Origin of the sequence: Nocardiopsis sp. N85, from assembly GCF_028882275.1 — a bacterium.
Taxonomy (GTDB): domain Bacteria; phylum Actinomycetota; class Actinomycetes; order Streptosporangiales; family Streptosporangiaceae; genus Nocardiopsis; species Nocardiopsis lambiniae.
The window spans coordinates 170,708-192,925 of sequence record NZ_JARBUT010000011.1 but is presented as its reverse complement, the minus strand read 5'-3'; the positions used below and the strand labels follow the sequence as shown (position 1 = coordinate 192,925).

The window sequence follows — 22,218 nt, the reverse complement described above, 5'->3', positions numbered from 1 at the left end:
CACCCTCCGGAAACCGCACTGTGAACACGCACGCCGCCACGGCCCCCGCCCTCCCGTTGACCATGGACGACGCGGTCATCCGCGCCGACCGGTTCGACGGCATCGCCGCCTCCGTCGAGACCGCCCTCCTGGGCAAGTCCGAGGTCGTGCGCCTGGCCCTGGTCGCCATGCTGTGCCAGGGGCACGTCCTCCTGGAGGACGTGCCCGGCACCGGGAAGACCACGCTGGCCCGAGCCGTCGCGGCCGTCGCGGGCGGCGAGTGGCGGCGCGTCCAGTTCACCCCCGACCTGCTGCCCTCCGACGTCACCGGCGTCACCATCTTCAACCAGGCCACCCGGGAGTTCGAGTTCCGGCCGGGCCCGGTGTTCGCCAACGTCGTCATCGCCGACGAGATCAACCGGGCCTCCCCCAAGACGCAGTCGGCCCTGCTGGAGGTCATGGAGGAGCAGGCCGTCACGGTGGACGGCGAGAGGTACACGGTGCCCTCTCCGTTCCTGGTCGTGGCCACCCAGAACCCCGTGGAGATGTCGGGCACCTACCGGCTGCCCGAGGCCCAGTTGGACCGTTTCCTCATGCGCCTCTCCCTGGGCTACGCCGACCCCGCCGCGGAGATCGCCATCATGCGCGGGGACGCCCTCACCTCCCCGGAGGACCTGAAGCCGGTCCTGGGCGAGGAGGACACACGGCTGTTGCGCGAGGACGCGCGCCGGGTGTTCGTCCACGACTCCGTCTACGAGTACATCCTGCGCATCGCCCACGCCACCCGTGACCGGGCGGAGCTGAGCGTGGGCCTGTCGACCCGGTCCACGGTGGCGATGGCGCGGACGGCGCGGATGTTCGCGCTCGTCTCCGGGCGCCCCTACGTGGAACCCGAGGACGTCAAGTACCTGGCCCGATCGGTCTGGGCGCACCGGCTGGTCCCCTCTCCGGAGGCGTCGATCGGCGGCCGTGGCGGGGCCGACGTGCTGGAGGAGGTCCTCCGGGACACGCCCGTGCCGCCGCCGGGACGCCCCGTGAGCCCGGTGGCCGGCTGATGCCGACCACTCGGGGCCGGGTCGTCGCCGGTACCGGTGTCCTGCTCCTCCTGATCGGTGTCGTCTCCGAATACCAGGAGTTGGCCCTGCTCGGGGGTGTGGCCGTGGTGGCGGTCGTCCTGGCCGTGGTGGCGGTGGGGCGGCCCGCGACCGTGACCGTGGAGCGGTCCCCCGCCGTGGTCCGCGTGTCCCCGGGCACCGCCGTGGACGTGCGGCTCTCCCTGCGCAACACCGGACGGCGCGCCGTCCGCGCGGTCGACCGCGTGCGCGACCACCGGGACGAGCGCCCGGTCCGGCCGCGGCGTTTGGCGGGCCGGGCCACCGCGGAGATCCACTACCGGATCCGGCCCGCTCGGCGCGGGCTCGTCCGACTGGGCCCGCTGCGCGCCGGCCGCTCCGATCCGCTGGGGCTGGCCTCGGCGCACCGCGACCACGGGGAGACCGACCTGATCTGGGTCCATCCCCGGTGGGAACCCCTCGGTTCGGTGCCGGTCGGGCGGCGGGCCGATCCCGACGGGGAGGCCGACGGCGCGCCCTCCGGGGCCCTGACCTTCCACACCCTGCGCGATCACGTCCCCGGTGACGACCTGCGGCACGTCCACTGGCGCAGTTCGGCCCGGCTGGACCGGCTCGTGGTGCGGGAGTACATCGACGTCTCCCAGCCCCGCCTGCACGTCATCGTCGACGACCGCCCCACCCCGGGCGGCGAGAATCGGTTGGACGAGGTGGCGAGTGTGGCCGCCTCCCTGGTGGGGACCGGTGTGGGCGCGTCGATGCACTGTGAACTGTGGCTGGTGAGCGGTCGGGGTCGGGACTCCGCCGGCGGACTGCCGCCCCTGCTCGACCTGCTCGCCGAGGCGGTCCCCTCACCGGACGCCGACCTGTCCGGGGCCCTGCGGCTGGCCGGGTCCCGGCCTGCGGGGGACACCGCGATCCTGGTCGGAGGCGCGCTCGACACCGCCGACCTGCGGTCCTTCGGCCGGCTGGAGCACCGTTACTCCTCCCTGGTCGCGATCGTCGTCGGCGCGTCGGAGCGGCCGGTCGCCCCGTCGTCGGTGACCCTGCTCTCCGCCGGGGACGCCCGGGGGTTCGCGAAGCGCTGGAACGGGGCGCCATGGTCACGCTGACGCGCGAACGCGCGGGGGTCGCCCCCGGCGAGGCGGACGGGGAACGCCGGGTCCCGCGGCCGTTCCCGGCCGTCGCGGGCCTGGCCCTGGCCGCCTCCGCCGGAGGTGTCGCCCTCGCCCCCGGGTACGCGACGCCGGTACCGGTGCAGGTCGTGCTTCCGGTGTGCGCGCTGCTCGCCGTGGTGGTGACGCTGGCGGCACGGGCACGGCTGCGTCCGTCCCTGGTGGTGCCGGTCGGACTCCCCCTGCCGTTGGCCGCCGTCGTCGTCTGCGCCGCCGTACTCCCCGGCCAGGGGACGGGTGTGGTCGACTCGACGGTGGAGGCGCTGCTGCACTCCGGCGCCCGGATCCTGACGAGCGCCGCGCCCACCCCGCTCAGCGTGGACACGCTCACGGCGCCGCTGCTGGCCACCTGGCTCACCGGGGTCGGCTCGGTGCTGCTCTGGCACGGGCGGCGACCGGCCCTGGCGATCCTGCCGGGACTGCTGTGGCTGGTGGGCGCGGTGGTGCTCAACGGTCCGGTGGCCCCGCCGGGGTTCCCGTCGATCGGGCTCGTGGCGGTCGCCTCGATCCTGCTGATGTCCGCCGTCTCCGACGAACGGTCATCGGCGGCGGTCGGGGGGTCGCCGCCCGCCGATCTGGAGGTCGAGGACGGCGACCCCGGGACGGTGCCGGGCGAACGCGCGGGCCGGATCCTGACGACCGGGCTGGTCACCGTCCTGGCGGCCGCCGTCACGGTGTTCGGCGGGCCGGTGTTGCTCGCGGACTGGGAGACCCGGCCGCACGACCCGCGCGCGTCCGTCACCCCGCCCCTGGCCCCCGAGGACGCCCTCAACCCGCTCGGCCACCTCTCCGAATGGGCGGCCGAACCGGACGTTCCGCTGCTCACGGTCCGTTCCGAGGAACCCGTCGAACTGCGCTGGGTGGCCTTGGCGGACTTCACCGGGACGACGTGGTTGCCGGAGGGGGGTTACCGGGCCGCGGGAGAGGTGCTCCCCGCCCCGGAACCCGCGCCGCCGCACGCCGTCCGGGTCGGTGCGGAGGTGGTCGTCGGCGACGGCCTGCCCGGGGGATGGGTCCCGGTCGTCGGGGCCCCGCACACGATCGACCTGCCCTCCGTGGGCCACGACGCCCGGTCGGGGGTCGTGGTGCTCAGGGAGGGCCGCGTCGCGGGCGCGGAGTACGCGGTCACCGGTGACGTGGGCGACTGGCGGCCGACGGAGCTGACCGTCGCGCACGTCCCGGCGGGCGCCGAGTTCGACCGGTACCGGGAACTGCCCGCCGGGGCTCCTCCGCTCCTGAACGACGTGGTCGCGGCGGTCTCCGGCCAGGGGCCGCCCTACGAGCGGGCCAGGCTCATCGCCGAGTATCTGCGGGAGTCGCACCACTTCTCCCCGGAGACCCCCGGCGGCCACGGGTACGCCCACATCGCGCGGGTCCTGGCGCCGCCCGGGGGGCAGGGCGGCGGGGGCACGTCCGAGCAGTTCGCCAGCGCCTTCGCCCTGCTGGCCCGGGCCGCCGGGCTGCCGAGCCGGGTCGTCGTCGGCTTCGGTCCCGGGGACGACGCCGGGGACGGCGCGCGCACGGTGCGCACCGGCGACGCCGTGGCGTGGGGCGAGGTGTACTTCGAGGGCTTCGGATGGGTGCCCTTCTCGGTGACCCCCGGGGAGGAGGGGGAGGACGCCCCCGAGGAGACGTCCACCGGTTCGGCCGGGGAGGACGACGACGAGGAGGCGGAGCGCCAGGGGGCACAGGGCGGCGGGGCCGACGATTCGGCGGGGCGGTCGCCGGGACGGGAGGACTCGTGGACCCGGCCGGCGCTGTTCGCGGGCGGGGCCCTGATCGTGCTCGCGTCGGCCATCCCCACGGCACGGCTGATACGGCGGTGGCGACGGTTGCGGTCCGGCCCGCCCGAGCGCCGGGTGCTGGGCTCCTGGTGGGAGCTGCGGGACGCCCTGCGCCAGTGCGGGGTTCCGCTCCCCGCCGGTCGGACGGTGGGCGAGACCCTCGCCGCGGCCGGCGACCTGCTTCCCGGGTCCGACCGGGCCGGGACCCGGGACGGACTGCTCCCCTTGGGCCGGGCGGTGAACTGGATCGGGTTCGCCGAGAACGCCAGGGTGAGCCGGGAGGCGGCGGCACAGGCCGCCGGTACGGTGCGGCGTTACTCCTCCGCTCTGCGCCGGACCCGCTCACGGGCACGGCGGGCGCTGTGGTGGTTCGATCCCCGGCCGTTGTTCTGGCGGGCCCGGTGAGGGCCGTCGCGGCATGGAACGTGAAGAGGCACAGGGGATCGTGAGGAGGGGCGGGGGATGGACGGGTCGAGGTCCGGTGGGAGCCTGATCGAGGGGTTCCACTCCTTGGAGGTGCTGCGCCGGAGCGCGAACGCCACCGTCTACCGGGCCGTCCCGGACGACGGCGGCGACCCGGTCGTGCTCAAGGTGGCGCGCACGGGCGGGTCGGCGCGGCCGGAAGTGCCGGACGACGTTCCCGGGGCGGTGCGCGTGCTGGCGGAGGGGAGTACGCGGTCGGGTCGGCCCTTCGTCGCCATGGTCCTGTACGGGGACGGCGACTACGCCGACGTCCTGCGCCGTCGGCACCCGCTTCCCCTGTCGGAGGTCGCGCGGGTCGGGGAGAGCGTGGCCGGGGCGTTGGGGGCGCTCCACGCGGCCGGGCTGGCGCACCACGCCGTGGAACCCTCGCACGTCCTGCTCGGTGACGAGGGGGTCGCGCTCACCGGCCTGGACCGGGTGCGGCCGATGGGAGCCCCCGGAGCGGCGTCGGATGCCGCCGCGCTGCCCTACACCCCGCCCGAGGTGATCGAGGGCCGGGCCCCGACCCCGGCCTCGGACGTGTACCGCCTCGCCGCCACCCTGTGGGAGCTGCTGGCGGGCCGCCCGCCGTTCACCGACGGCCCCACGGACCTGTTCGCGCTCAGGGAGCGGGTGCTCGGCGCCGTGCTCCCACCGCCGCGCGAGGATCTGCCCGGCGCGTGGTGGGCGGTGTTGTCGCGGGCGCTGGAGAAGGATCCCGGTCTGCGCCATCCCGACACGGCCGCGTTCGCCGCGGACCTGGAGACGGCGACGGTCGCGGTCCCTTCGGCGCCCGCGCCGGTGACGGAGGCGCCGTCCGGGCGGGAGACGCCCGCAGGACACCCGCCGTCCGCCGGACCCGCTCCGGAGACGGCCATGACGGAAACGCCCGTCGGTCCCCCGGCCCCGCGAACGGAGCCGCCGGTGCGCCCCGCGCCCCGGCCATCGTTCCCGGAGTCCACGGCGGTACCGGCACCGGACGGGCCCGCTCCCCGCGACCCCCGGCACGGCGTCGGCGAGCGGACCGCCCCGGCCTCACCGGACTCCTCCGGCACGAACGCGACACCACCCGCCCCCTCGGGGACGGGCCCCGACACGGGGGATCCCCGGCCCGGCACCACCGGCCCGACCGCGCCCGGCCCACCCGGCGCGACGGCGTCACCGCTCGTCGGGCCGCGACGGGACGGCGCGGTCCCCGCCGACCCCTGGCACGGCATCGTCGACCACACCGGCACGGCGTCCCCTCCCACGTGGACGGACGCGGCACCCCGCACGGGGCCGAGGCAGAGTGGGGGCGTCCCCCGGGACCCACGACACGATCCGCGACGGACACCGGCCGTACCGGCGCCCCTCGACCCGCCCCGGCGACCGGAGCCGTGGCGACCGGCCGCCGACGCGCCGCACGAGCGGGCGGACGGGTCCGCGCCCCGCTGGGGCGCGGTCCGGATCGCCGTGGCGTCGGCGGCGGTCGTCGTCATCGTCCTGGGCGTGGTGACGTTCCTCAACCCGGGCCCGGTGGCGTCCCTGCTGGGCGCGGTGGGGCTCATGTCCCGGGAGGAGCCGCCCGCCCCTGAGGGAGGCCTACCGGAGGCGTCGGACGTCCCGAACGCCGCCATCGACCCGGAGGCGGCCCCCACGGGGGTGACCCTGGAGGACTCCGGCGACTCGGTGGTCCTGACCTGGACGACGGCCGAGGGGGCGGAGTCGGCGCCCCATCACGTCGTGGGCGGGCCGTCGGGCGACACCCCGGCCTCGCTCGCCGAGGCGGCGGCGGGCACGGCCGAGGCCCGGGTGGAGGGGCTCGACCCCGAGGCGGAGTACTGCTTCATCGTCATCGCCCTCCTGGGAGGGGACACGATCGCCCACTCCGAGGAGGCCTGCACCGATCGCGGCGCGGGCTGAGGACTCAGCCCCCGCAGTTGACCCCGGTGACCAGGGTGGACCGCCCGTTGGCGGAGCCGGTGACGTCGACGCACGCACCCGGGGCCTGGACGTACACCGGACCCGTGGCCCCGTTCCCGGTGCTCCACCTCGCCCCACCGGCGCCGTCCGAACGGCGCAGGCCGACGTCGACGGCGCCGCTGCCGATGGTCACGGCGCAGTTCTGGCCGAGGTTGCCCTCATAGAAGAGGTACATCTGTCCGCCGCCCGGAATGGACCTGGGCCACCCGTCGGCGTTCCGCGTGTAGGTCTGTGCCCCCGCCGCGCTCTGCAAGTTGCAGATGGCGACGGGGTCGGCGGCCTGAACCGCCGAGGTCGGGGACAGCAGCGCCACCGCGACGGCTACCGCCAGGACACCGGCCCACGAGGCCCGGACCTTACGACGCATCATCTGAACTCCTGTTCGCAACGGGAGGGGCCGCTGGTGGAAGACTGCGCGACCGTGCCGTCCCCGGCCACCGCGACCACGGTGAACGCGTAGCAGCGGCCGGACGCTCCGCGCCCCATCGTGTGGGAGAGGGAGCCCCCTCCGGCCGCGTCGCCGGCCACCGTCACCGGTTGGAGCCCGCCGTCACCGCTCGGCGTGATCGTGTACCGGGCCGCGCCCTCCACCAGGGTCCAGGTGACGGTCACGTTGGCTCCGGAGACGCTGTGGCTGACGCTCGCGGGAGCGCCCAGCGCGGCCTCGGGCATCGTGAGCGGCCGGCTGCCGGTGGGGGCGCCGCTCACCCCGCCCTGGGTCCGCGCGGTGACGGTGAAGGTGTAGGTCTCGCCCGGGGTCAGCCCGGAGACGTCCGCGGACGTCCCGGTGGAGGTGCGGTCGCTGGGGTCGGTGCCCGAGGCCGCGTCGATGGTCACGAGGTAGTCGTGGGCCCCGTCCACCGCCGTCCAGGAGACCGTGGCGTTCTCGCTCCCGGTGGCCTGGGCCGTCACGGAGGCGGGGGCGCCCGGTGCCCGTTCGCCGGGGGTGACCTCCATGCTCTGCGCGGCGGGGCCGAGACCGTGGGCGTTGACGGCCCGGACCCGGAACCGGTAGGCGGTGCCGTTGGTCAGGCCGGTGATCTCGACCGTCAGTTCGTCGCCGCCGACGGTCAGCTCACCGTCGTTCCAGGTGATGTGGTACTCCTCCACCGGGGCGTCCGGGGAGTAGGCCTCCGGCCAGCTCAGGGAGGCGGACCCGTCGCCCGCGGTGGCGGACACGGGGGTGGGGGCCCCGGGGGGGCCGCCCTCGGGCTCGGGGTCCTCGGGTACCTCGGGTTCGGGCACCTCGGGCTCACCTTGTCCACCGCCCTGGCCCTCACCGGGCCGGTCTCCGGGCCCGGGGATGCCCGGCACGTCCGCCGGTCCGTTGTCACCGGGAACGGTGGCACTGGGCCCGGGGCCCGGGTCCGTGCCCGGCAGTGGGTCGGGCTCGCCGGTGTCGCCGAGTTCGGGCGCTCCGGGCGCGGGAGCGCCGTCCTCCTCGTCCCCGAGCCCGGGCGGCGGGTCGGACTTGTCGACGATGGTGGCCCGGCCGTCGGGGTCGACCACCGCGGCGACTCCGGTGCGGGGGGAGTTGATGAACAGGCGCCCCTCCCGAACCTCCATCTCCAGGGGTCCCTCCGCCTCGGGCAGGGTGACCGGGGTGAGCTCGACGCCCTCGGCGTCGAAGACCCGTACCAGGCCCTCGTCCGCGAAGGGCACGTAGACACGGCCCTCGTAGGCGACGGCGGTGCCGGCGCCCTCACCGACCGCGAAGTGCGCGGTGCGGACCGCGCCGTGCGGGTCGGTCACCGTGAGGACCTCGCCGGACCCGGGGAGGGTCACGGCGACCAGGTCGCCCCGGGTGCGGGCGGGCATTTCGGCGCCCTCCACCGGCAGCGGGGCGTCGACGGCCTCGGTGTCGCCGTCCGCGCCCAGTGTGACGAGGCGGTCGCCGGACCGATCGACCGCGAACGCCCCCTCGTCGAGGACCGTGAGGGAGAGGTCGGCACCGGGTTCGGCGACGGCGGCCGTCCGCTCGATGACCGCCTCGTCCCCGGGGATCTCCACGCCCACGACGGTGCCCTGCGTGGGCACCCCGAGCCAGAGGGTGCCCTCGTCGTCGAAGGCACCGCCGACCAGCGGGGCCGGGATCCTGAGCGTCTCACCGGTGGGCTGGAGGGTGGCGGGGTCGACCGCCTTCACCTCGCCGGAGGCACGGCCGATCACCACGGCGGCCTCCTCTCCGAGCACGAGGTCGAAGTCGCCCGCGCCCAGTTCGAGCACCCCGGAGAAACCCATCCGGAGCAGGTCCACCGAGGTGACCTTGCCGGTGACGGGATCGTAGAGGAGAAGGTGGTCGTCGTTCTGGACGACGCGGATGTCGGTGCCCGCCGACTCGGGCAGGCCGGCGACCAGGTCGACCTCCCCACTGTTGCCGTTGACGCGGGAGGCCTCACCGAGGGGGCTGGTCCACAGCCACACGGCACCGTCGGACATCTCGTCGGTGCGGCCGAGGGCGCCCGTACCGAGGACGGTGCTGACCAGGGCGGCGGTGAGGAGGACGACCGTCAGACCCGAGGCGTGGGCACGGGCCCGGTTCCGGAGGGAGCCGAACAGGCGGGCCACGGAGGCCTTACGGGAAGGGTGCTTCGGGGTCGCGGGGGATGCGGTGGAGGGGGCCACGTTGCTGCTCTCCCTCTGAGGGGTGGCGCGTGCGGGCGGCGGGCACCGAGAAGGCACCGGAGGGTGGGGGTCGGCGCGGGGCACGGGCCGAGCAGAGGACAGGGAAGTGTCTACCAGTCCCCGGGAAACCCGTCAATGCGGATTTTCATTGACGAATCGCACTCTCAGCTCGCTTCGGCGGACGGGCTCTCCGAGGGGTCCTCGGTGGGTTCGTCCGTGTCCTCCTCGTCCTGCGGAGGCGGACCGTAGACGAAGCGCTGGCGGTCCTGGACGAGGATGGCGTGCCCGCCGGCGGTGACCGCCTCGACGTGGGCGGAGAGGTCGTCGGCGACGACGTCCATGTCGAGGGCGTCCAGCACCACCTGGGAGTCGTTCTCGCCGCCCCGGGCGGCCCCGTAGACGTACCCGGCGTGGGTGAAGGCGGGGGAGAACGCGCCGCCCTCCTCCTCCAGCCCCCAGCGCACCTCGCCGGCGGCCAGGTCGATGGCGACCGCGGTGGCCGCACCGCTGGCCTGGGGCAGCAGGAAGGTCCCCGTGGTGGTGTCGTAGAGGCCGCCGGCCGGACCGGCCGGGTCGAAGGGGCCGCCGACGGGGTTGGGCCCGGGCTCCTCCAGGGTCCACAGCAGATCGCCGTCGGCGGGATCGTGGGCGGAGAGCACGGAGGACGCCTCGGTGCCGCTCCAGCGGACCACGAGGACGTCCTCCGGGGCGGCGTCCTCCTCCGGCTCCTCCTCGGGCTCGGGCAGCGGGAAGAGGCCCAGAACGCTGGGTTCGGGCAGGGATCCGGAAGCCGACAGGCCCAGGTCGTCGTCCTCGCCCGCGTCGACGTCCCACAGCTCCGCGCCCGGGTCGTCCGGGTCGAGCGAGCGGGCGTGCAGGGTGCTGTCGCCGGAGGCGAGCAGGACGGTGTCGGCCCAGGCGGCCACGGGGACGCCGAGTGCGGGGGGCTCCTCCGTGTCCTCCGGTTCCTCCTCGTCGGCGCGCTCCGCGTCCTCTTCGGCCTCCGCGTCCTCCTCCTCGGGTTCCTCGGGGGCGGCGAAGTCGTAGGTCCACAGCTCCGTGCCGTCGGCGGCCAGCACGGTGTACTCCCCGTGGGCCTCCTCCGGGGACCACTCCTCGGGGCGGCGCACGCCGACGCCGCCCAGGTAGAGGTCGCCCTCCACGGCGGGTTCCCACAGGGTGGCGCCCTCGGCGTCGAGGACGAAGGGGGAACCGTCGAGGTCGGACATGAGCAGCACGGGCGCGCCGTCGACGTCGGTGCCGAATCCTCGGAACCGCGCCTCGCCCTCCCACAGGTCGGCGCCGGTGGCGGCCTCCTGGAGCAGGTGGTGGTCGGCTCCTCCCGAGCTGATGAGGAAGGCGTCGCCCACGGAACCGATCCGCACCCCGAGCGGGTCGGCGAAGATGGCGTGGGCGTCGGCCTCCTCGCCGTGCAGGAAGCGGAGCACCTCGCCCTCGATCCCGGGCGGGGACTGGCCCTCGAAGGCGGTCGGGATCGGGGCCGGTTCCGCCTCGGGCTCGGGGGCGGGGGGTTCGGGATCACCGCTGCACGAGGTGGCCAGCAGCGCCGCGAGGCCGCAGGTGAGAGCCTGGGGCACCCGTGAGCTGCGCATGAACGGTTTCTCCCCACGAACGATGACGTTTACGGCAAATCCTAAGCCGGACGCCGGGATGCCGATACACACGGCCACCAGTCGTTACGGCGACGTGAACAGCCCCGGTTCAGGGTTCCACGTCGACGACGGTGGTGCCGCGCACCTCCAGGTCGGCCTTTCCCCCGGTGAGCTCGGCGAGGCGGACCTCGAAGTCGGACAGGTCCTCTTCGGGGAGCGCCACCTCGACGCGGACCCGGTCCTCGTAGGCGACGTCGCGGACGTGGAAGCGGGAGTCGCGCAGATCACTCTCCAGTCTGCCGCCGATGACGTAGTCGGTGTGCACGTCCACGACCAGCAGGCGACGGCGTTCCAGGACGCCGAGGGCGTCGATGGCGGTGGAGACGGCGTTGCCGTAGGCGCGGATGAGACCGCCGGCGCCGAGTTTGACGCCGCCGAAGTAGCGGGTGACCACCGCGACGGTGTCGGTCATCGCGCGGTGGCGGAGCACTTCGAGCATGGGGACCCCGGCGGTGCCGGCGGGTTCGCCGTCGTCGCTGGAGCGTTGGACGCCGCCGTCGTCACCGAGGACGTAGGCGGTGCAGTTGTGGCCGGCGTTCCAGTGCTCCTTGCGACGCCGCGCGATGAACTCCCGGGCGGCCTCCTCGTCGGACACCCTGGCCAGGGCGCAGATGAACCGGGAGCGCTTGATCTCCAGTTCGTGCTCGCCGTCGCGTCTGATCGTTCGCATGTCGCCTGTTCGGACGGGGTCTCGTGGGCGTCCCCAGTGTCCCATCCCCTCCGCGGGGCGCCGTTCGGGCGTCCGGCGCCGACAATGGGGTCATGGACGACTCCTCGATCGACGCCGCCGGCGCGCTCGCCGACCCGTTGCGGCGCGGACTGTACGAGTACGTGGTGGAGTCGGGCGGTGAGGTGGGCCGGGCCGAGGCCGCCGAGGCGCTCGGCGTCCAGCGGACGCTGGCGGCGCACCACCTGGACCGGCTGGTCGAGGCCGGTCTGCTGGAGACGGCGAGCAAACGGCTGAACGGCAGGGAGGGGCCGGGCGCGGGCCGGCCGGCGAAGGTGTACCGGCGGGCCGACCGGCAGGTGTCGTTGCACCTGCCGCCGCGCGACTACGAGTTGGCGGCGCACGTGCTGGCGGAGGCGGTGGAGCGGCACGGCGCGGAGGAGGCACTGCACGCGGCGGCGCGCGCGGAGGGGCTGCGGATCGCGCGGGAGTCGTCGGCGGGGTCGGTGGAGGCCCTGCTGCGCGAGCGGGGCTATGAGCCCGAGGCGGACCCGGAGGGGGAGGACGGGCTGCGGTTGCGCAACTGCCCGTTCCACACGTTGGCCCGGGCGTTCCCTCCGTTGGCGTGCGGGCTCAACCTGGAACTGCTGCGGGGGATGTTGGCGGGGGTCGGAGAGGACGGGGAGCGGGCCCGGATGCTGCCGGAGCCGGGCCGGTGCTGTGTCACCATCTCTAAAAACAAAAAAGATTGACATAGAAACCCCGGGCATGGTCCGATACCCCTCATGAGCGACCCCCGTCACCAGTTGGCCCAGTTCAACCTCGGGCTCCTGAAGGCCCCCCTCTCCGACCCCTCCATGGAGGGGTTCACCTCACGGATCGAGCCGATCAACGTACTCGCCGAGAGCGCCCCCGGCTTCGTGTGGCGGCTGATCGAGGAGGGCAAGGAGGACGCGACCGGACTCCGCCCGTTCGGCGAGGCGCACCTGGTCAACTACTCGGTGTGGGAGGACGTGGAGTCGCTGTGGGACTTCACCTACCGGACCGACCACCTGGACCTGTTGCGCGAACGGCGGCACTGGTTCGACCGCATGGAGGGCCCGTCCCTGGTCCTGTGGTGGATTCCGAGCGATAGCATCCCCAGTGTCGAGGAGGCCGGGAGGCGTCTCGACCTGTTGCGCGAACACGGCCCGACCCCCGAGGCCTTCACTCTCAGGACGCATTTCCCTCCCCCCTCGACATCCTGAATCCGCACCCGAGGTCATCGAACGATCGCTTTGGGTAATCTTGCGGACGACCGTCGACATCCACCGGGAGTTCCGTCATGCGCACGTCACCGCTCGCCGTAGGCGCCCTGACCCTGATCGCGATCCTCGCCACCGGGTGCACCGGGGAGGAGGGCGCCGGCGACGGCGACGGCTCCGAAGCGCCGCAGAGCCCGGCCGGGGTCCAGCCGACCGCCGCCCCCAGTGTCACCGCCGGGATCTTCATGCCTCCGGGGGAGAGCCGGGCGGCGATCACCTACGACGAGACCGCCGTGCCCGAGGGCGCCACCTCCGACGTCCAGGTGCGCGTCCAGGACGGCTCGACGTTCGTGCAGTTCAGCGGAACCGGCCTGGAGGCCGACCGCGACTTCGGCGCCCACGTGCACACGCGGCCGTGCGGGGAGGAGCCGGAGGACGCCGGTCCGCACTACCAGAACGAGGAGGACCCGGCCGCCGACGCGGAGACCCCCTCCACCGACCCGGCCTACGCCAACCCCGAGAACGAGGTGTGGCTGGACTTCACCACGGACGGGACCGGTGCCGTCACGGTCAGCGCCACCGTGCCGTGGGAGTTCCGCGAGGGCGGGGCCGCCTCCCTGGTCCTGCACGAACGGCACACCGCGACCGACCACGACGAGGCGGGCACCGCCGGTGACCGCCTCGCCTGCGTCAGCGTCGACTTCTGACCCCCGAGCGCCCTCTCAGGTGCGCGGGAGCGCCTTCGGAGCGGGCTCGGGGACCAGGCGGCGCAGCAGCAGCCGCTCCCCCAGGGCCCACGCCCCCGACGTGAGCAGGTACAGGCCCGCGGCCAACGGCACGAACGCCGCGAAGACCACCGTCAGGAACGGCAGGTAGGAGAGCGGCCCCTCGGCCATGCGGGCCGCCTCCGGGGTGGTGGCGGGCAGCGGCAGGAAACGGCGCGTCCCCCACGCCACGAGCGCCAGCAGCACCAGGAGCAGGCCGAACACGACCGCGCCCGACACCCCCGCCGCCGCCGGAGTGGCGCCCAGCGCCACCCCGGCCAGGGTGTGCGTCAGCAGGTCGGTGTCGGGGCCCTGCCCGATGAACACCCCGTACAGGGCGATGACCACGGGCAGTTGCGCCAGCGACGGCAGGCAGCCGGCCAGGGGCGAGGTGCCCGCCTCGACGTAGACCTTCTGCTGGGCGGCGACCCTCTTCTCCGGGTCCTTCGGGTACCGGGCGGCGATCTCGGCGAGACGGGGGGCGATCCGGGCGCGGACCTTCTCGGCGCGCACCTGCGCGACGCCGAACGGGACGAGCAGCAGCCGGACGGCGATGGTCAGCCCCACCACGGCGAGCGCCGCGGCCGGGGCGCCCACGAGGGGCGCGAACACGGTGGTGAGCACGGTCAGGACCGCGGTGAGCAGGGACATGACGACCGAGATCGGCCATACGGAGTACACGGAAGAGGACCCTTCGTCCAGAGGGAGAACAAGGACGTCGGGCCGTCCGGACGCGACGAGGGTCGGGTCGGGGACGGCCTACGGGGCCGTACCGGGTGCTCTGGGACGCGGTCTGCCCGCCGCGTCGGGATCGCGCAGGGCGGGCACCGCGAGTCGCGCCGAACGGCGGCGCATCGCGTCCGTCCGCCCGGCCGTGGTGTCGCCGACCGGCACCGGGACCGCGCCGTGCGCCAGGTACCAGACCACGGCCGCGCCCACCGCGACGAACAGCAGCGCCAGCGGGGCGGCCGGAAGGGCGTCGGGGGCCGGTCCGATGAAGAGGATCTCGAAGAGGGCGGTGAGCAGCGCGTTGAGCACGTGCCCCTCCCTCCGTCCTCGGTCCGCTTTCCGGAGAAATCCTAGCGATCACCGACATGTCCGTCGAGGCCGCATCCCTGAACAGGAGAAATCCGCCGACACTCCGTCGGGGCTCCCCTCGTTCACCGATCCGGTGTAGGTAAATGACCCCTGTAGCCACGTGACAGAGCGTGATCATGACCTCGCCGGGCGACGTACCGGGCGAGGTCGGCCGTGAAGGGGAACCCCGTGCCGATTCGCCCCGCGAACCTCGCCACCATGTCCGCCACCATCGCCGGAGCCATCGCCGGACTGTCGAACCGGGAGGACCAGGCGCCCCCGGTGCGGATCACCTTCGAGTCCGGCTATCAGCAGACCGTGGAGCACGGCGGGTGCCGCGCCCTGAAGACCGGACAGGGCGGGGTCACCGCGGTCTCCACCGAGGCCAAGGTCAAGTTCGCGCTGTTCTCCGGGACCAGCTGCCAGGGCAGCCGCGCCCTGGCCTCCGGTCACGGCAGCGTCAGTTTCGGCGACCCGGTCCTGGCGGGCGCCATCGTCATCGGCTGACGGTCCCGCCCGCGCGGATGTCGGCGACCTCCTCCGGCGGGCCCTCCAGGGTGTCGGAGCGCGAACGCAGCACCGCGCCCGCCACCGCGTGGCCCAGGCGCAGCCGCCGTTCCGTCGGGAGGCCGTCGAGCAGTCCGGACAGGTAACCGGCGGCGAAGGCGTCGCCGGCGCCCACCGCCTCCACCACCTCGACCTCGGGGGACGGCACGAAGACCGTCTCCTCGGCCGTGAAACAGGTCGCGCCGTGCTCGGCGTCCTTGATCACCAGCACGGGGACCTCCGGCAGCACCGCCCGTACGTCCTCCGCCGTGGGGGTGCCCCACAGGCGTTCGGCCTCGTCACGGCCGACGAACACGATGTCGGCGCGGCGGGCCAGGTCGAGCAGGATCGGGGCGGCCACCCGCGCCGGCCACAGCGCGGGCCGGTGGTTGACGTCGAAGGAGCGCAGGGAGTCGCCTCCGGCGCGCCGGTCCAGCAGGTGTTCGACGAGTGCGGCGGCCCGCACCGACAGGGCGGGCGTGATGCCGGACAGGTGGACGACGCGGGCACCGCGCGACCACACCCGGTCGGCGTCCGCGGCGGACGGTGCCGAGGCGGCCGAACCCGAGCGGTAGTACAGGGCCCCGGCCCCTCCCGGAGCGGTGTCCTTGACGTAGAGGCCGGTGGGGCGTTCGGGGTCGACGACCACGTCGCGCACGTCCACGCCCCGTCCGGCGACGGTGTCGGTGACGATGCGCCCGAAGGGGTCGTCACCGACCCGGCCGACCCAGGCGGCGGTGTGCCCGAGACCGGCCAGGGCGACGGCGACGTTGGATTCGGCGCCGCCGGTGCCCAGGGTGAGCCGCGCCCCGGCGACGAGGGGGTCGGCGGAGTGGAACACCGCCATGGTCTCGCCCACGCAGACGGCGTCGATGCCGGGTTCCGGGGCGGGCCCGGGGCCGGGGGGCGCGCTCATCGGCTGTTCCTCCGGACCGAGCGGCCCGGCAGGCGATCGGTCCGTCGTCCGTCCCGGACGGTGAACTCGCCGGCGACGAGGACGTGTTCGATGCCGACCGGGGTGAGCCGGGGGTCGTCGTAGGTGGCGCGGGCGGCGATGGTGTCGGGATCGAACACCACCAGGTCGGCGACCGCGCCGAGGTGGACCGTGCCCCGGTCGGCGAGGCCGAGGCGGCCGGCGGGCCGGGAGGTGAGGTGACGGACGCACTCCTCCAGTTCGAGGACCCCGAGTTCGCGGACGTAGTGGCCGAGGTAGTGGGGGAAGGTGCCCCAGCCGCGCGGATGGGGCTTGTCGCCGACGAGGATGCCGTCGCTGCCGGCGGTGTGGGAACTGTGCCGCATGATGGTGCGGATGTTCTCCTCGTTGCCGACCTGGAGCAGGCAGCCGCTGCGCAGTTCGTCGGCGACCAGGAGTTCCATGTACAGGTCGCCGGCCTCGCGGCCCCGCCGGGCGGCCAGTTCGGCGATGGACGCGCCGACCGCCCAGGACAGGGAGGGGTCGGCGGTGCCGGTGACGACGATCGCCGTCCAGTCCATGGGGACGCCGTGGTTGCCGTCGGTGCCCTCGACCTCGATCTCGTGGAGGACGCGGGCCCGGGTGGCGGGGTCGCGCAGGCGTCCGAGGGTGTCCGCGGTACCGCCGACCTGCGCCCAGCTCGGAAGCGGGGCGGCGAGGTAGGTGGCGCTGGCCCGGTAGGGGTAGGAGTCGAGGGTGACGTCGAGACCGTGGCGGACGGTGGCCTCGTCGATGGCGTCGAGCACCTCGGGGGCCCGGCCCCGGTTCTGGGGGAAGTTGACGTGGCAGTGCGCGAGGTGCAGGGCCACCTGGGCGCGGCGGGCGACCTCCAGGCACTCCTGGTAGGACTCGACGACCCGGGAGCCGTAGTTGCGGTGGTGGGGGCAGTAGTAGCCGCCGGCCGCGCGCACGGGTTCGAGGAGGGCGACGATCTCGTCGTCGGTGGCGTACATGCCGGGGGTGTAGGTGAGGCCGGTGGACAGCCCGTGGGCGCCGTCGGCCATGCCCTGGGCGACGATGGCCAGCATCCGTTCGAGTTCGTCCTCGGTGGGCGGTCGGTCCTCGCCGCCGAGTACGGCCATGCGGACGTTGCCCTGGGGTACGAGGTGCGCGACGTTGACGGGAGCGCCGGCGTCGACCCTGTCGAGGTAGCCGCCGATGCCGCGCCAGGTGTGATCGAGGTCGGGGGTGCCGTTCCAGCCGGCGAGCTGGGCGCGCAGTTCTTCGACGGTGCCGTCGGTGACGGGCGCGTAGCCGAGCCCGTCCTGTCCGATGACCTCCAGGGTGACGCCCTGGAGGACCTTGGCCTCGTGGCCGGGGTCGGCGAGGACGGCGAGGTCGGAGTGGGAGTGCATGTCCACGAAGCCGGGGGCGAGGACGCGCCCGGTGATGTCGATGACCTTCGCGGGGCCGGTGCCGCCGATGCCGGTCATCCGGCGGCCGGTGCCGGGCGGGACGATGTGGACGATGCGGTCACCCCGCAGGACGACGTCGGCGGAGCGGGAGGGGGCGCCGGTGCCGTCGACCACCCGACCCCCGGTCAATACGGTCTCGGACTGCACTGTTCCTCCGTTCAGGGGTACCGACCGGTCCGGTCCGACGAGCCGTGGGCCGGATATCGGTGTGACCCAAGATACGCTGCCGGGAACAAAATTGATAACTTTGTTGCCAGTAAGTGTGGTCCAGGCCGCCTCGATATTCGGCATGTGCACCAGTTCGCGCATACGCATGTGCATGCGCAAGAACACGGGTACAGGCATTATCGACGAGGCGGGACCACCGCGCGAGACCCGAGAGAAGGAGATCACGGATGTCCAAGAAGGCGGTCCGTACCGACAAGGCCCCCGCACCGGCCGGCGCCTACAGCCAGGGGATCGTGGCGGGCGGGTTCCTGTTCACCGCGGGCTTCGGTCCGCAGGACCCCGAGACCGGCGAGGTCGCCCCGACGGTCGGCGAGCAGACCGCGCAGGTCCTCGCCAACATCTCGGCGGTCCTGGCCGAGCACGGCCTGACCCTCGACGACGTCGTCAAGACCACCGTGCACCTACAGAACCTCAAGAGCGACTTCCCCGAGTACAACGCGGTGTACGAGCAGCACTTCAGCGCGCCCTACCCGGTCCGCACCACGGTCGGCTCCGACCTCGCCGACATCCTGGTGGAGATCGACGTGGTGGCCGAGCTGCGCGGCTAGGAACGCTCTTCCGCGCCCGTGGGCGCGAGGCCGCCCACGGGGTTCTGGAGGCCGGCGGAGTGACCGGCCGAGGCACGAGGACGTTCACGCAGCGGCCGAAGGTTCCCGTTCTCCGGGCGGCCTCGCACGAACCGAAGCGCAGCGGAGGTTCACAGGAGGCACGGCCGCCCACGGGGTTCTGGAGGCCGGCGGAGTGACCGGCCGAGGCACGAGGACGTTCACGCAGCGGCCGAAGGTTCGCCTTCTCCGGGCGGCCTCGCACGAACCGAAGCGCGGGGCCCAAGGAGCACACCCGTCCCGCCGTCCGTTCGGGCGGCGGGGCGGGTCGGGGGTCAGACCCGACGACGGGCGTGGACGACGAGGTCGTGGATGGTGTACTCGACCCCGTCGTAGACGGCCGTTCGCGGTCGCTCCTCCAGCGTGACCATGGCCCACCGCTCCCCCGGCAGCAGGTCCGCCATCTCCTCGGCCGTGTGGAACATCTCCGGCCACGGCGGACGCGGCACCCCGTCGGCGAGGTCGCGCAGCGCGTGGGAGACCAGCAGCAGCGTTCCGTCGGGTGCGACCGCGTCGGCCAGCGCCGGGAAGACCACGGCCCGCACCTTCGGGTGGAAGTGCAGGTAGTGCGCGGTCACCAGGTCGTAGGCGCCCTCGGGCGGCGCCCACACGGTGAGGTCGGCCTGACGCCAGGTGATCCGCGCGGCGGCTTCGGGCGAACGTCCGGCGGCGTGCGCGGCCGCCTTCTCCAGGCCCACCGCCGAGATGTCGATCGCCGTCACCTCCCAGCCGCGTTCGGCCAGCCACAGGGTGTCGGCGCCCTCGCCGCTGCCGACCTCCAGCGCTCGACCGGGCGCCAGGTCGGCCGCCTCGGTGACCAGTGCGGGGTTGGGATTCCCGCTCCAGATCCGCTCGGACGAGGCGTAGCGCCCGTCCCAGTACTCCGCGCCGAACTCCTCGGGCAGGGGTGTCTCGGTGTGCTCATGGGTCATCGTGGACCACCTCCACGACCAGCCTCACCGTCGGGCCGTCCCGCACGCCACTTCTTTGCCGTTCCGGCAAAGGACCGGAGGGGGAGCGGCGGGTCACTCCTCGTGGAAATCCGTCAGGCACAGATCGAGGATCGCCTCGACGCGGCGGGTGAGGTCCTCCCGTTCCTGGGCGCGCAGCGCCGTGGCCCCCTCCACCAGGCGGACCCGGGTGAGGCCGAGCATGACGACGGCGATCAGGGAGGCGTGCGCGCGGGCGTCCGAGCCCCCGCCGAGGTAGGCCTCCAGCGGGTCGATGAGGGCGCTGGTGATGCGGCCCTGGTAGACGGCCTGGAGGTCGGGGTCGCCCGCGGAGTGGTCCAGGGCGCGCTGGAGCGCGGTCCCCTCACCGTGCAGGCGGCTCACCGCGTGTTCGGCCAGCCGGCGGGTGAGGGATCCCCGGTCGCCCTCGATGAGGCCGGGGAAGACGCCGTCCTCGCGCAGGATCTCGGTGAGCAGGCCGCGCTTGGCCCCGAAGTACCGATTGATCAGGGCGACGTTGACCCCGGCGTGCGCGGCGATCTTGCGAGAGGACACCGCCCCGTAGCCCTCGTCGGTGAAGAGCTCCCGGGCACTGGCCAGGATGCGTTCCCTGGTCGCCTCACGGCCACGGGCGGGCCCGGCACCGCTTCCGGTTCCGTCCGTACGGTCCATCTCCACGCCTTCCGGTGGCCCTGCTCCGACTGTGCGGATTCCAGATTGACATTTCCGGTACCCGTTCGCCTACCGGAACGGTGGAGCGATACCGACTTGACAAGGTCAACAGCGTTTACCTATACCAGGAGGAGGACATCTCGCCCCCGGCAGCACGCCGCGGGGCCTTTCGCGTGTCCGGGATGAGGGGTCTTCGTTGGAACAGGCAGTGCACAGGACGACCATCGCCCCCACCCCGGAATCGCCGCCCGTCCCCGCGTTCGATCCCCACGCCCAGACCTTCCCTCCCCGCCGGGTCGTGCGGCGCATCATGGTCGGTCTCGTGCTCGCGATGCTCACATCGATGCTGACCAACTCGATCGTCGGCACCGCGCTGCCGACGATCATGGGCGAACTCGGCGGCCAGGACCGGCTCGCCTGGGTGGCGACCGCCGCCCTGCTCACCATGACCGCCTCCACCCCGGTGTGGGGCAAGCTGTCCGACATCTGGGGGCGCAAGCTCCTCTTCCAGATCTCCCTGGGCATCTTCATCGTCGCCTCGGTCGCCGCCGGGCTCGCCCAGGACATCGACTGGCTCATCGCCGCCCGCGCCCTCCAGGGGCTGGGCATCGGCGGGCTGGCCACGCTGCCCAACATCATCCTGGGCGATGTGGTCTCCCCGCGCGAGCGCGGCCGTTACAGCGGCCTCATCGGCATGGTGTTCGGGGTGTCCACGGTGCTGGGACCGCTGGTCGGCGGCTTCCTGGTGGACAGCCCGCTCGGGTGGCGGTGGTGCTTCCTGATCACCGTGCCGTTGGCGGTGTTCGCGTTCGTGGTCATCCAGTTCATGTTCACCATGCCGTTCGTCCCCCGCCGCGACTCCCCGGTGGACTACACGGGCGCCGCGTTGATCTTCGGAGCGGCGAGCACCGCGATCGTGCTGCTCAGCCTGGGCGGCACCCAGATCGCCTGGACCTCGCCCCTGGCGATCGGCCTGGGGGTCGGCGCGGTGGCGTTGACGGCGGCGGCGGTGCTGGTGGAGCGGCGGGCGCCCGAGGCGATCATCCCGGTCCGGCTGTTCCGCGACCGGACGTTCGTGCTGTCGTCGGCGGCGTCGACGTGCGTGGGCATGATGATGTTCGGCCTGATCATCTACATGCCCCAGTACCTCCAGATGGTGCACGGGATGAGCCCGACCGTGTCGGGGATGATGACCCTGCCGTTGGTGGCGTCGTTCCTGGTCACCTCGATCGGGTCGGGGTACGCGGTGAGCGGCAGCGGCCGCTGGAAGGTGTACCCGGTCGTCGGGATGGTCCTGTGCGTCGTCGGGTTCGTCCTGCTCTCCGTGGCCCACCTGGACCCCGGGCTCACGTCGGTGATCGCCGGTCAGGCCCTGGTGGGGCTGGGTTTCGGGCTGAACATGCAGTTGCTGCTGCTGGCGACCCAGAGCTCGCTGCCCACCGCGGACATGGCGGCGGGGACCGGGGCGGTGGTGTTCTTCCGCAACCTGGGCGGCGCGACGGGCGTGGCCGCGTTCGGCGCCGTGATGGTGGGCAGGCTCAACACCGAACTCGCGGCGGCGCTCGCGGCCGCCCGCGAGCGGGTGGCCGCCGACGCCGCGGCGGGGATCGACTCCGGGGCGGAGGAGACGGCGGCGGAGCTGGCCGGTGCCGCCGAGGCCGCGCAGGGGTCGCCGGAACTGGTGCACTCGCTGCCGGGGCCGGTGCGCGAGATCGTCGTGGGCGCGTTCGATCACGCCATGCAGGGGGTGTTCCTGGCGGGCGTGCCCATCGCCGTGCTGGGGCTGGTCGCGGTGGTGTTCATGCGGGGGGTGCCGCTGCGCGGCGGTCCCCGACCCGAGGCGGAGAAGGCTCAGAGGTAACGGCGGAAACCCGCGGACGAGTCGGCGAAGCCGAGGGTCTTGTAGAACTCGTGGGCCCCGTGCCTGCTCTCGTGGGAGAGCAGCTCGATCTTGTAGCAACCGGCCCGGGAGGCGCGGTCGACCGCGTCCTCCATGAGCGCCCGGCCGATGCCGCGGCGGCGCAGCTCGGGATCGACCACCAGGTTGTCCACCACCGCCCAGGGCTGGGCGTCGTGGGTGAGGTTGGCGATCACCAACAGGTCGAGGGTGCCGATGATCTGACCGCGCTGTTCGGCGACCAGGACGGTGCGGTCGGGGTCGTTCTCCATCCGGGTCCAGGCGCGTACGGCGGCCGAGGACATGCGAACGTGAGCGCTCTGCGTGTGGGCGGTGTCGCCGAGATCGCGAAGGAGACGCAGAATCGCACCGAGGTCGGACCTGATGGCCGCGCGGATAATCATGGCTGTCGGAATCGTAGCCGACCGCCTGCGACAAGGCGGACGTCCC

21 protein-coding genes are annotated in these 22,218 nt (G+C 73.6%); 10 read left to right on the top strand and 11 right to left on the bottom strand.

Annotation, left to right across the window (positions count from 1 at the left end):
- The first annotated feature begins 62 nt into the window (after window positions 1-62).
- Genes PWG71_RS17300 through PWG71_RS17285 form a run of 4 tightly spaced genes read left to right on the top strand, consistent with a single transcriptional unit; the run spans window position 63 to window position 6,372 of the window.
- Entirely contained in the window at window positions 63-1,034 is a 972-nt protein-coding gene (locus tag PWG71_RS17300) for an AAA family ATPase (RefSeq protein WP_446725047.1), read from the top strand.
- The gene (locus tag PWG71_RS17295) at window positions 1,034-2,161 is read left to right on the top strand and encodes a DUF58 domain-containing protein (RefSeq protein WP_274810779.1); all 1,128 of its coding nucleotides are present in this window, start codon (window positions 1,034-1,036) and stop codon (window positions 2,159-2,161) included. Before PWG71_RS17300 ends, PWG71_RS17295 begins: the two co-directional genes overlap by 1 nt.
- Window positions 2,149-4,413, top strand: coding sequence for a DUF3488 and transglutaminase-like domain-containing protein (locus PWG71_RS17290; RefSeq protein ID WP_274810778.1), 2,265 nt, complete (start codon window positions 2,149-2,151; stop codon window positions 4,411-4,413). The genes PWG71_RS17295 and PWG71_RS17290 overlap by 13 nt, the downstream gene beginning before the upstream one ends.
- Before the next feature lie 57 nt (window positions 4,414-4,470).
- Window positions 4,471-6,372 carry a serine/threonine protein kinase gene (locus tag PWG71_RS17285; RefSeq protein ID WP_274810777.1) on the top strand — a complete coding sequence of 634 codons (1,902 nt, stop codon included), beginning with the start codon at window positions 4,471-4,473 and terminating at the stop codon, window positions 6,370-6,372.
- 4 nt (window positions 6,373-6,376) lie between these two features.
- Here the strand turns inward: PWG71_RS17285 and PWG71_RS17280 are convergent, their stop codons facing one another.
- The 4 genes from PWG71_RS17280 to PWG71_RS17265 form a co-directional block, all read right to left on the bottom strand.
- Window positions 6,377-6,802: a spore-associated protein gene (locus PWG71_RS17280; protein ID WP_274810776.1), complete on the bottom strand. Its 426-nt coding sequence runs from the start codon at window positions 6,800-6,802 to the stop codon at window positions 6,377-6,379.
- Window positions 6,799-9,057 (bottom strand): fibronectin type III domain-containing protein, encoded by a 2,259-nt coding sequence (locus PWG71_RS17275; RefSeq protein ID WP_274810775.1) that lies wholly within the window; start codon window positions 9,055-9,057, stop codon window positions 6,799-6,801. Before PWG71_RS17275 ends, PWG71_RS17280 begins: the two co-directional genes overlap by 4 nt.
- Window positions 9,058-9,221: 164 nt before the next feature.
- Window positions 9,222-10,670 (bottom strand): outer membrane protein assembly factor BamB family protein, encoded by a 1,449-nt coding sequence (locus tag PWG71_RS17270; RefSeq protein ID WP_274810774.1) that lies wholly within the window; start codon window positions 10,668-10,670, stop codon window positions 9,222-9,224.
- Window positions 10,671-10,779: 109 nt separating this feature from the next.
- The gene (locus PWG71_RS17265) at window positions 10,780-11,400 is read right to left on the bottom strand and encodes a YigZ family protein (RefSeq protein WP_274810773.1); all 621 of its coding nucleotides are present in this window, start codon (window positions 11,398-11,400) and stop codon (window positions 10,780-10,782) included.
- Between the two features lie 92 nt (window positions 11,401-11,492).
- On the opposite strand from PWG71_RS17265, the gene PWG71_RS17260 reads away from it, so the two are divergent.
- The 3 genes from PWG71_RS17260 (at window position 11,493) to PWG71_RS17250 (ending at window position 13,348) form a co-directional block, all read left to right on the top strand.
- Window positions 11,493-12,149, top strand: coding sequence for a helix-turn-helix transcriptional regulator (locus tag PWG71_RS17260; protein WP_274810772.1), 657 nt, complete (start codon window positions 11,493-11,495; stop codon window positions 12,147-12,149).
- Window positions 12,150-12,182: 33 nt separating this feature from the next.
- On the top strand, window positions 12,183-12,644 hold the full coding sequence (locus PWG71_RS17255) for a DUF3291 domain-containing protein (protein WP_274810771.1): 462 nt from the start codon (window positions 12,183-12,185) through the stop codon (window positions 12,642-12,644).
- Window positions 12,645-12,721: 77 nt separating this feature from the next.
- Entirely contained in the window at window positions 12,722-13,348 is a 627-nt protein-coding gene (locus PWG71_RS17250) for a superoxide dismutase family protein (protein ID WP_274810770.1), read from the top strand.
- A gap of 15 nt (window positions 13,349-13,363) precedes the next feature.
- Here PWG71_RS17250 and PWG71_RS17245 read toward each other — a convergent pair whose 3' ends face one another.
- Together PWG71_RS17245 and PWG71_RS17240 are read right to left on the bottom strand one after the other, a co-directional pair.
- Window positions 13,364-14,086 (bottom strand): YidC/Oxa1 family membrane protein insertase, encoded by a 723-nt coding sequence (locus PWG71_RS17245; protein WP_274810769.1) that lies wholly within the window; start codon window positions 14,084-14,086, stop codon window positions 13,364-13,366.
- Between the two features lie 78 nt (window positions 14,087-14,164).
- Window positions 14,165-14,443, bottom strand: a complete 279-nt coding sequence (locus PWG71_RS17240) for a DUF6412 domain-containing protein (RefSeq protein WP_446725042.1) — start codon at window positions 14,441-14,443, stop codon at window positions 14,165-14,167.
- 228 nt (window positions 14,444-14,671) lie between these two features.
- Between PWG71_RS17240 and PWG71_RS17235 the strand changes: the two genes are divergently transcribed.
- Window positions 14,672-14,989, top strand: coding sequence for a hypothetical protein (locus tag PWG71_RS17235; protein WP_274810768.1), 318 nt, complete (start codon window positions 14,672-14,674; stop codon window positions 14,987-14,989).
- On the opposite strand, the gene PWG71_RS17230 is transcribed toward PWG71_RS17235, so the two are convergent.
- Together PWG71_RS17230 and PWG71_RS17225 are read right to left on the bottom strand one after the other, a co-directional pair.
- Window positions 14,979-15,944: a sugar kinase gene (locus PWG71_RS17230; RefSeq protein ID WP_274810767.1), complete on the bottom strand. Its 966-nt coding sequence runs from the start codon at window positions 15,942-15,944 to the stop codon at window positions 14,979-14,981. The two genes, PWG71_RS17235 and PWG71_RS17230, sit on opposite strands and share 11 nt — an antisense overlap.
- Window positions 15,941-17,563 (bottom strand): N-acyl-D-amino-acid deacylase family protein, encoded by a 1,623-nt coding sequence (locus tag PWG71_RS17225; RefSeq protein ID WP_274810766.1) that lies wholly within the window; start codon window positions 17,561-17,563, stop codon window positions 15,941-15,943. Before PWG71_RS17225 ends, PWG71_RS17230 begins: the two co-directional genes overlap by 4 nt.
- A gap of 248 nt (window positions 17,564-17,811) precedes the next feature.
- On the opposite strand from PWG71_RS17225, the gene PWG71_RS17220 reads away from it, so the two are divergent.
- Window positions 17,812-18,192 carry a RidA family protein gene (locus PWG71_RS17220; protein WP_274810765.1) on the top strand — a complete coding sequence of 127 codons (381 nt, stop codon included), beginning with the start codon at window positions 17,812-17,814 and terminating at the stop codon, window positions 18,190-18,192.
- A 332-nt stretch (window positions 18,193-18,524) separates the two neighbouring features.
- Here PWG71_RS17220 and PWG71_RS17215 read toward each other — a convergent pair whose 3' ends face one another.
- Complete coding sequence (locus PWG71_RS17215) at window positions 18,525-19,181, bottom strand: class I SAM-dependent methyltransferase (RefSeq protein ID WP_274810764.1); 657 nt, start codon at window positions 19,179-19,181, stop codon at window positions 18,525-18,527.
- A 93-nt stretch (window positions 19,182-19,274) separates the two neighbouring features.
- Window positions 19,275-19,871 (bottom strand): TetR/AcrR family transcriptional regulator, encoded by a 597-nt coding sequence (locus tag PWG71_RS17210; RefSeq protein WP_274810763.1) that lies wholly within the window; start codon window positions 19,869-19,871, stop codon window positions 19,275-19,277.
- Window positions 19,872-20,181: 310 nt separating this feature from the next.
- On the opposite strand from PWG71_RS17210, the gene PWG71_RS17205 reads away from it, so the two are divergent.
- On the top strand, window positions 20,182-21,732 hold the full coding sequence (locus tag PWG71_RS17205; RefSeq protein ID WP_274810817.1) for an MDR family MFS transporter: 1,551 nt from the start codon (window positions 20,182-20,184) through the stop codon (window positions 21,730-21,732).
- On the opposite strand, the gene PWG71_RS17200 is transcribed toward PWG71_RS17205, so the two are convergent.
- Window positions 21,723-22,172, bottom strand: coding sequence for a GNAT family N-acetyltransferase (locus tag PWG71_RS17200; RefSeq protein WP_274810762.1), 450 nt, complete (start codon window positions 22,170-22,172; stop codon window positions 21,723-21,725). The genes PWG71_RS17205 and PWG71_RS17200 overlap by 10 nt on opposite strands.
- Between the last annotated feature and the right edge of the window lie 46 nt (window positions 22,173-22,218).